Below are 8044 nucleotides of genomic sequence, written 5' to 3'. Positions count from 1 at the left end.
GAACGGATCCGCCTCCGGTTCCGCGGGGGGCGGGGCCAGGGCGAACGGATCCGCCTGGGGCTCCGGCTCGCCGTAGCCGTAGGTCTGCGGATGGGGCCGCGACGCCGCGGGGCCGTGGGCGTTGTTCGGGTCGTTGATGTCGAAGGTGAACGCGTCTTCCGGCGCGGGCTGCGCGGGGGCGGGCAGGGTGCCGTCGTCCGCGAAGTCGAAGTCGGGCGTGCCGAAGTCGGCCTCCGCGGGCGGGGCGGCGGCGACGGGCTCTTCGGAGAAGTCGAAGTCGCGCGCGGTGCCTGCGGGCTCGTGCGTGCCGTAGTCGGCGGGCGCGGCGGGCTCGCGGAAGGCGGCGTTGGGAACGGGGATGGCGACGACGCGGGTCACGTCCTCGCGGGGCTCGGAGAAGTCGCTGGTGTCGACCGAGGAGAACTCGCCGCTGCTCACCTCCGCGAAGTCGTCCTCCGCGGGTGCCATGGCCGGCGGCGCGGCGTCCATGTCGAAGTTGAACGAGTCGTCCGGAAGGGCCACCGGCGCGCCCTGTCCCGCGTCGAGCGAGATGGCCCGGGGCGCGGCCACGCCCGGCGAGGCATAGGCCGCGGGCGGGACCTCGTCGTCGAAGGAGAACGGATCCTCGGGGACGGGCGGAGCGGCGTTGCCCGGCAGCGGGATGGCGGCGGCGCGCGGGGCGGCCGTGCCCGGAAGTGGGATGGCCGGACCCGCACCCATGGGGATGGCGGCGGACTGAGGCGCGGCGGTGCCGGGGAGCGGGATGGCGGCGGACTGCGGAGCCGGAGCGGCTGCGCGCGGGGCGGCGGTGCCCGGCAGCGGGATGGCCGGGCCCGCGCCCATGGGGATGGCGGCGGACTGAGGCGCGGCGCTACCCGGGAGCGGGATGGCGGCGGACTGAGGCGCAGGAGCGGCGGCGCGCGGGGCGGCGGTACCTGGCAGCGGAATGGCGGCGGCCTGGGGCGCGGCGTTGCCCGGCAGGGGAATCGCGGCGGACGGGGGGGCAGCCTGACCCGGGAGCGGGATGGCGGCGGACTGGGGCGCGGCGGTGCCCGGGAGCGGAATCGCGGCGGACTGCGGCGCGGCACTGCCCGGCAGCGGAATGGCGGCGGGCTGCGGCGCCGCGGCCTCGGGAGCTTCGGAGCTCGCGCCATCGGCCTTGATGGGGAACGTGGTCTGGCACCGGGCGCACTTCAGCTTCGCGCCGCCGGGCGGGATCCGCCTGTCATCGATGTTGTAATTCGTCTGGCACGACGGGCAGGAGACTTTCATTGTTTTCCTTCGACGAGACCGGCTGGCGCGCGCACGCGCAGCTAATGACGGGGGCGTGCGATGGTCCGCGCGGCGCGTGCAGGCTAGCAGAGCCGTTTCAAGCCCGGAAAGAACGCGTCCCTGGTGCGCACCGTTGTCACCCGGCCGGGCAGGAGGGCGGGCGCCCGCCAACACCAACAGTGTGCATCCCTTTTCCAGGCCCCCTCCCAGGGTGGTAGACCCGGCGGCGTATGGATCCCATCGTCATCCTCGGAGCGGGCCTGGCGGGCCTGTCCACCGCGCACTTCCTCAAGCGCCCCTGGCGCCTCATCGAGAAGTCCGACCGGGTCGGCGGCCTCATCAAGACCGAGGTCATCGACGGGTGTTACTTCGACCCCACCGGCCACTGGCTCCACCTGCGCGACCCGGAGATCCAGCAGCTGGTCAACACGCTCTGGATGCCGGACCAGCTGGTGCGCATCCAGCGCCGCGCCGCCATCTTCTCGCGCGACACCTTCACCCGCTTCCCCTACCAGGTGAACACCCACGGGTTGCCGCCGGAGGTCGTCGCGGAGAACCTGGTCGGCTACGTGGAGGCCATCTACGGGGAGAAGGGCCGCGCCCTGCGCGAGCGCGACCCCGTGAACTTCGAGGAGTTCATCCTCCGCTACATGGGCGAGGGCTTCGCGAAGAACTTCATGCTGCCCTACAACCAGAAGCTCTGGACCGTGCACCCGCGCGAGATGTCCGCCGCGTGGGTCGGCCGGTTCGTGCCGCGCCCCACCCTCAAGGAGGTCGTGGACGGGGCGCTCGGCGCGGGCAGTGATCAGCTGGGCTACAACGCGTCGTTCCTCTACCCGCGCGAGGGCGGCATCGAGAGCCTGGCGCGCGCGATGAAGGAGCACCTCACGGGCGGCGAGCTGAGCGTGCGCACCGAGCCCGTCTCCATCGACTGGAAGGCGAAGCAGGTCACGCTGTCGGACGGGCGCACCCTGCCGTATTCGGGGCTGGTGTCCTCCATCGCGCTGCCGGCGCTGGTGGAGCTGCTCGGGAAGGGCGCCTCCGGCGTGCCGGACGAGGTGCGGGCCGCGGCGAAGCGCCTGCGTGCCTTCATCGTCACGTACGTGTGCGTGGGCGCCCGGGGCGCGAACCGCCAGCCGTGGCATTGGATCTACCTGCCGGAGCCGGAGTTCCACTCGTACCGCATCGGGGCGCCGTCGGCGGTGTACGCGCCCCTGGCCCCGCCGGACACGGCCAGCTTCTCCGTGGAGTTCAGCCACCACGGCGAGCTGTCCGTGGCGGACGCGGAGCGGTTCGCGGTGGAGGACCTGGTGCGCTCGCGGATGATCCACTCGGCGGACGACATCCTCTTCGCGAAGGGACGGGAGATTCCGAACGCGTACGTCCTCTACGACGACGCCTACGGCCCCGCGATGGCGGAGGTGAAGCGCTTCCTGGAGCACGCCGGCATCCTCATGGCGGGGCGCTATGGAAAGTGGGAATACGCGTCCATGGAGGACGCCATCCTGGACGGGCGGGCTTGCGCCCGGACGCTGAACGGCTGACGCAAGGAGTCGTCTCCTGTCGACGGTGGTCTGGGGGCGTGCTACGCCCCAACGTCTTCCCTTCGGATTTCCGGACCCATGGCCCTGCACCTCTCCGTCGTCATCCCCGTCTACAACGAGGAGTCCATCATCGCCCAGGCAGCCGAAGAGCTGCGTCAGGGGCTGGATGCTCGCGGGCTCGACTACGAAATCATCTTCGCGGAGAACGGCTCGCGGGACGCGACACCCCGGCTCCTGGAGGAGATCTGCGCGAAGAACCCGCGCCTGCGCTGGTTCCACTCGGAGACGCCCAACTACGGCGTGGCGCTCAAGGCCGGCATCCTGAAGGCCCAGGGCACCTACGTGGTCTGCGATGAAATCGACCTCTGCGACCTGACCTTCTACGACGCGGCGCTGCCCCGGCTGGAGCGCGGCGAGGCGGACATGGTCGTGGGCTCCAAGGCGGCCAAGGGCGCGAGCGACCAGCGGCCGCTCATCCGCCGCGCGGCCACGCGGGTGCACAACAAGCTCTTGCGCGTGGCGCTGGGCTTCCAGGGCACGGACACGCACGGCCTGAAGGCGTTCCGCCGGGAAGCGCTGCTGCCCGTCATCCAGAAGTGCGTGGTGGACATGGACGTGTTCGCCAGCGAGTTCGTCATCCGCGCGTGGCGCGAAGGACTGAACGTCATGGAGATCCCCATCCAGCTCCATGAGAAGCGCCAGCCGTCCATCCACCTGTTCAAGCGCGTGCCCAACGTGCTCAAGAACGTGGGCAAGCTGTTCTACGTCATCCGCGTCCGCGGGACCTGAGCGCAAGGAGTGCCCCATGACGGCAGCGCGCCTGGCGTCCATCTCCGTCGACCTGGATTCGCTGCCGCACTACTGCCGGATCCACGGGCTGCCCGAGTCGCTGCTCGATGAGCGCGCGCGGACGCTGATCCACCGCGTGGCGGTGCCGCGCTTCCTGGAGCTGTTCGCGGCGGTGGGCGTGCCCGGGACGTTCTTCGTCATCGGCGAGGACCTGGAGTCGGATCCCGGTGCGGTGGACGGCATGCGGCGCTCCCACGCGGCGGGCGTGGAGGTGGCGAGCCACAGCCATGCCCATGACTATGCGCTCACGCGGCGCGGACCGGACGCCATCGCGGAGGACCTGGCGCGCGCGGACGCGGCCATCCTGAAGGCCGTGGGCGTGCGTCCTTCCGGATTCCGCGCCCCGGGCTACACGCTGAACGCGGACCTGTACGCGGCCACCGTGGCGCAGGGTTACCGGTACGGTTCGTCCGCGTTTCCGGCGGCGCCGTACTACGCGGCGAAGGCGGCGGTGATGGGAGCGCTCGCGGCGCTGGGCCGGCCGTCGCGCTCCGTGCTGGACACCCCTCGCGTGTTGCTGGCGCCGCGCGTGCCGTACCGGCCGGACCCCGCGCAGCCCTACCGTCGCGGTTCGGGGCCGGTGCTGGAGCTGCCCATGACAGTGACGCCGGTGGTGCGCTTCCCGTTCATCGGCACGTTCGCGACGACGCTGCCTCGCGGCACGATGCGCGCCGCGTACCGCACGTGCCGGGCGGATGCCTTCTTCAACTTCGAGCTGCACGGTGTCGACGTGCTGGACGCCACGGATGGCATCCCGCCGGAGCTCGTGCGGCAGCAGCGGGACCTGCGCACCAGCGCCGCGAAGAAGATGGAGCGGCTGCGCAGCATCTTCCAGTGGCTGAAGGACGACTTCGACGTCGTCACCCTGCGCGACGCGGCGGGGCAGCTGTCCGCGACGCTCTGAATCAGCGCGCGGCCTTCAGGGCCTTCCAGTCCGCCTCGGTCTGATCCGCGTAGGCCTGCGCGAAGGCGACCAGCCGCTTCGTGGCCTCCTTCGTGTCTGGGCCCACCCAGTCCTCCAGGCTCTGCGCCTGGGCCTGCGTGTTGCCGTGGGCGCGGGCCAGCACGACGCCCGCCTGTTCGAAGGTGGAGCGCAGGGACTTCTTCTTCCCGAGCACGGCGTCGTCCAGCTTGTTCTTCTCCGGCTCGACCTCGCGCACGAGGAACGCCCGGCCGCCCATGTTCACCGCGCCCGTGAGCGGGTTCATGGCGCCGCCCAGCTCCTCTTGCGCCTTCACCACGTCCGCGCCGTTCGCGGGCACCGGCGGCGACGCCACGCCGGACGCGAGCAGCTCCTTCAGCTCCAGCAGCACCGGAGGCGCCTTCGGATCCGCCGCGCCCACGAGCACGTAGTCGCGCTCCAGGCCGTAGCTGCTGCCCCCCGCGTCCAGCCGCTCCGCCAGGTCCAGCACCTTCAAGGGGAGGGCCACGCGCTCCGTGCCGTCCAGGGTCTTCTCGTAGGACGCCAGCGCGGTCCGCACCGCCGCCTTCTTCTCCGCGTCCAGCGGCTTGAGCGTGTCCGACGTGAGGAAGCGCGGGCCCTTCGCGCCGTCGAGCTTCACGTACTTGGACAGCAGGTTCTTGGCGGACGTGTCACGCGCCTGGTTGATGAGGTCCTTCACCGGCCCGGAGGACTCCTTCTTGTCCAGGAACGCCCCCGGGTTCGCGTCGCCGTCCGCCAGCAGTTCCAGCGTCTCGAAGTAGTTCTTCGCGAGCGCCTCCACCGCCTTGCCCTGCTCGCCCGCGGACAGGCCCGCCTCGCGCGCGGTGAGGACCGCGCTGGTGGCCAGGCGCGTGAGGTCCGCTTCCGGCGACGCGGTGCCCGTCTGGTCGAAGTCGTTGAGCCCCCACACCGGCTTGCCCTCCGGCCCCCGGAACGTGCCCAGGTTGCCCACATGCGCGTCACCCACCACCCGGATGCCCGGCGCGGGCCGGTCCGTCAGCCGGGCCTCTTTCGCGTACGGGCCCCGCAGGTCCGCGTGGAACAGGGCGGGCATGGCGCGGAACACGGCGGAGGGGCTCTGCCGCATCTGCGCCAGCTTCTCCTTCAGGCGCGCGGGCGGCAGGTCCAGCCGCGCGTTGAAGTCGCGCACGAAGGCCACGGCCTGGGAAGGCTGCCGCTCCAGCCCGGACGCCCGGGCCTGCTTGGGCGCCAGTGTGTTCCCCGCCACGGTGTTGCCCGTCCGTGACGTGGTGGCCTGGGGCTGGAAGTCGCTGACGTCGGAGGCCAGCCGCCCCGCCGCGGCCCCGGAGGCGGCGAGCGTCAGCACCGAGGCGGCGACGGTGGCGCCGGAAGCGGACGTCCGGGAGGGCCGGGAGGGCTTGGAGGGGAGGCGCATGGGGAACCTTCCGGCGGATTATCGTCAGAAGGGCACCGCGGGTTGTGGGCCCACTCCCGGCGTGCGGGCGGGGGTGCTAAGGAGCGGGCCCATGCTGGAGCGTTTCAGCGACAAGGTGAAGAAGGGCCTGCGCGGTTGGACCGAGCGCATGGCCGGCGAGCAGCAGTCCGACCAACTCCAGGCCCTGGCCCGGACGGAGAACGAGTACGGGGTGGACCCGTTCGGGTTCAACCTGGACTACAGCCTGGCCGCCATTGCCCCGTTCATGTGGCTCTACCGCCACTACTTCCGGGTGGAGGCCTACGGCGCGGACCGCATCCCCGCGGGACGGGTGCTGCTGGTGTCCAACCACTCCGGCCAGCTGCCCCTGGACGGCGCGATGATTGGCATCGCCCTGATGGTGGAGGGCAACCCGCCGCGCGCCATCCGCAGCATGGTGGAGAAGTGGGTGCCGTCCCTGCCGTACGTCTCCACGTTCATGGCGCGCGTGGGCCAGATTGTCGGCACGCCGGAGAACTGCCGGCGGCTGCTGGAGGCGGAGGAGGCCATCCTCGTGTTCCCGGAGGGCACGCGCGGGCTCAACAAGCTGTGGCCCCAGCGCTACCAGCTCCAGGAGTTCGGCCTGGGCTTCATGCGCCTGGCGCTGGAGACGAACACGCCCATCGTGCCCATCGCCGTGGTGGGCGCGGAGGAGCAGGCGCCCGCGCTGATGAACCTGAAGCCGGTGGCGAAGCTGTTGGGCTTCCCGTCCTTCCCCATCACCCCCACGGGCACGCCCTTCCCGCTGCCCACGAAGTACCGCATCTACTTCGGCGACGCGCTCCACTTCACCGGCCGCGCGGACGACGAGGACAGCGAACTGGACAAGAAGGTGCGCACCGTGAAGGCCTCCATCCAGGCGATGCTCCACCAGGGTCTCAAGGAACGCCGGGGCGTGTTCTGGTGAGCGCCCCCACGGAAGAGAAGGACGCGGTCGTCGCGGACAAGCGCCCGGCTGTCGTCGTCACCGGCATCAGCGGCAACCTGGGCCGCACGCTGGCGAAGATGCTGCACAAGCGCGAGCGCATCATCGGCATCGACCGGCGTCCCTTCATCGGGAAGCCGAAGGACGTCGAGATGCACCAGCTGGATTTGCGCAAGAAGAAGGCGGAGGACGTCTTCCGCAAGAACAACGTCCGCGCCGTCATCCACATGGGCATCATGCATGACCCGCGCATGAGCGAGGAGGAGCACCACTCGTTCAACGTCGTGGGGACCACGCGCCTGTTGGAGTACTGCGCGAAGTACGGCGTGAAGAAGGTGGTGGTGCTGTCCTCGGCGAACGTCTACGGCCCCAGCCCGGACAACTCCAACTTCCTCATGGAGGACGCGCCGCTGATGGCCGCGAGCCGCTTCTCCGGCGTGCGCGACCTCATCGAAGTGGACATGCTGGCGCACAGCTTCTTCTGGAAGCACCCCGACATCGAGACGGTCATCCTGCGGCCCGTCCACATCGTCGGGCCCACCATCAAGAACGCGCCGTCCAACTACCTGCGGCTGCGCCACCCGTGGACCATGGCGGGCTTCGACCCCATGGTGCAGCTCATCCACGTGGAGGACGTCGCCCGCGCCATGGTGGAGGCCCTGCGCCCGGAGCCCAAGGGCGTCTACAACGTCGTGGGCCCCGGCCAGGTGCCCCTGTCCGCCGTGCTTCGCGAGCTGGGTCACACCGCGATCCCCGTGCCACACCCCCTGGCCCGGCCCCTGTTGGGCCTGATGTTCCGCTACCGGCTGGCCAACTTCCCGCCGCCGGAGCTGGACCACATCCAGTTCCTCTGCGCCGTGGATGGCAACCGCTGGGTCCAGGACGTGGGCTGGAAGGCCCGGCACTCCATGCGCGACACCATCCGCTCCGTCATCGGCGAGTAGCGGGGGCGCGGCGGCTTTTCGTGGGCCCCCGCCACGGTTCCCTGACACTCATGTCAGGGGGGACGTGGCGGGATGGCAGGGAGGGCCTGACAACACTGTCAGGCATGGGGCGGTGGCGATGGGGAGTGAGAG

At 70.9% G+C, this 8044-nt stretch carries 7 protein-coding genes; 5 read left to right on the top strand and 2 right to left on the bottom strand.

Annotated features, from left to right (window positions below; genetic code table 11):
- Nucleotides 1-1272: zinc-ribbon domain-containing protein (locus D7V80_RS43295; RefSeq protein WP_233586061.1), on the bottom strand; the 1272-nt coding region annotated here is incomplete at its 3' end.
- A gap of 230 nt (nucleotides 1273-1502) precedes the next feature.
- Between D7V80_RS43295 and D7V80_RS38990 the strand changes: the two genes are divergently transcribed.
- The 3 genes from D7V80_RS38990 to D7V80_RS38980 all read left to right on the top strand — a co-directional run bounded on the left by D7V80_RS38990 (nucleotide 1503) and on the right by D7V80_RS38980 (nucleotide 4569).
- Nucleotides 1503-2816: an NAD(P)/FAD-dependent oxidoreductase gene (locus D7V80_RS38990; protein ID WP_120592871.1), complete on the top strand. Its 1314-nt coding sequence runs from the start codon at nucleotides 1503-1505 to the stop codon at nucleotides 2814-2816.
- A gap of 78 nt (nucleotides 2817-2894) precedes the next feature.
- Nucleotides 2895-3605 (top strand): glycosyltransferase family 2 protein, encoded by a 711-nt coding sequence (locus tag D7V80_RS38985; protein ID WP_014394809.1) that lies wholly within the window; start codon nucleotides 2895-2897, stop codon nucleotides 3603-3605.
- 16 nt (nucleotides 3606-3621) lie between these two features.
- Entirely contained in the window at nucleotides 3622-4569 is a 948-nt protein-coding gene (locus D7V80_RS38980) for a polysaccharide deacetylase family protein (protein ID WP_120592870.1), read from the top strand.
- A gap of 1 nt (nucleotide 4570) precedes the next feature.
- Here the strand turns inward: D7V80_RS38980 and D7V80_RS38975 are convergent, their stop codons facing one another.
- On the bottom strand, nucleotides 4571-6004 hold the full coding sequence (locus D7V80_RS38975; RefSeq protein WP_120592869.1) for a DUF2252 family protein: 1434 nt from the start codon (nucleotides 6002-6004) through the stop codon (nucleotides 4571-4573).
- A 91-nt stretch (nucleotides 6005-6095) separates the two neighbouring features.
- Here D7V80_RS38975 and D7V80_RS38970 point away from each other — a divergent pair, with 91 nt between their 5' ends.
- The gene (locus tag D7V80_RS38970) at nucleotides 6096-6950 is read left to right on the top strand and encodes a lysophospholipid acyltransferase family protein (protein ID WP_120592868.1); all 855 of its coding nucleotides are present in this window, start codon (nucleotides 6096-6098) and stop codon (nucleotides 6948-6950) included.
- Complete coding sequence (locus D7V80_RS38965) at nucleotides 6947-7912, top strand: SDR family oxidoreductase (protein WP_120592867.1); 966 nt, start codon at nucleotides 6947-6949, stop codon at nucleotides 7910-7912. Before D7V80_RS38970 ends, D7V80_RS38965 begins: the two co-directional genes overlap by 4 nt.
- Nucleotides 7913-8044 lie beyond the last annotated feature (132 nt).

It is taken from the genome of Corallococcus sp. CA054B (genome assembly GCF_003611625.1).
GTDB lineage: Bacteria > Myxococcota > Myxococcia > Myxococcales > Myxococcaceae > Corallococcus > Corallococcus coralloides.
This window is presented reverse-complemented; position numbering and strand designations above follow the sequence as displayed.

Bases quoted from the DNA above. Each gene is read 5' to 3' on its own strand.
- D7V80_RS38990 (WP_120592871.1), top strand. From the start codon at position 1,503: ATGGATCCCATCGTCATCCTCGGAGCGGGCCTGGCGGGCCTGTCCACC.
- D7V80_RS38970 (WP_120592868.1), top strand. From the start codon at position 6,096: ATGCTGGAGCGTTTCAGCGACAAGGTGAAGAAGGGCCTGCGCGGTTGG.
- D7V80_RS38985 (WP_014394809.1), top strand. From the start codon at position 2,895: ATGGCCCTGCACCTCTCCGTCGTCATCCCCGTCTACAACGAGGAGTCC.
- D7V80_RS38980 (WP_120592870.1), top strand. From the start codon at position 3,622: ATGACGGCAGCGCGCCTGGCGTCCATCTCCGTCGACCTGGATTCGCTG.
- D7V80_RS38975 (WP_120592869.1), bottom strand. From the start codon at position 6,004: ATGCGCCTCCCCTCCAAGCCCTCCCGGCCCTCCCGGACGTCCGCTTCC.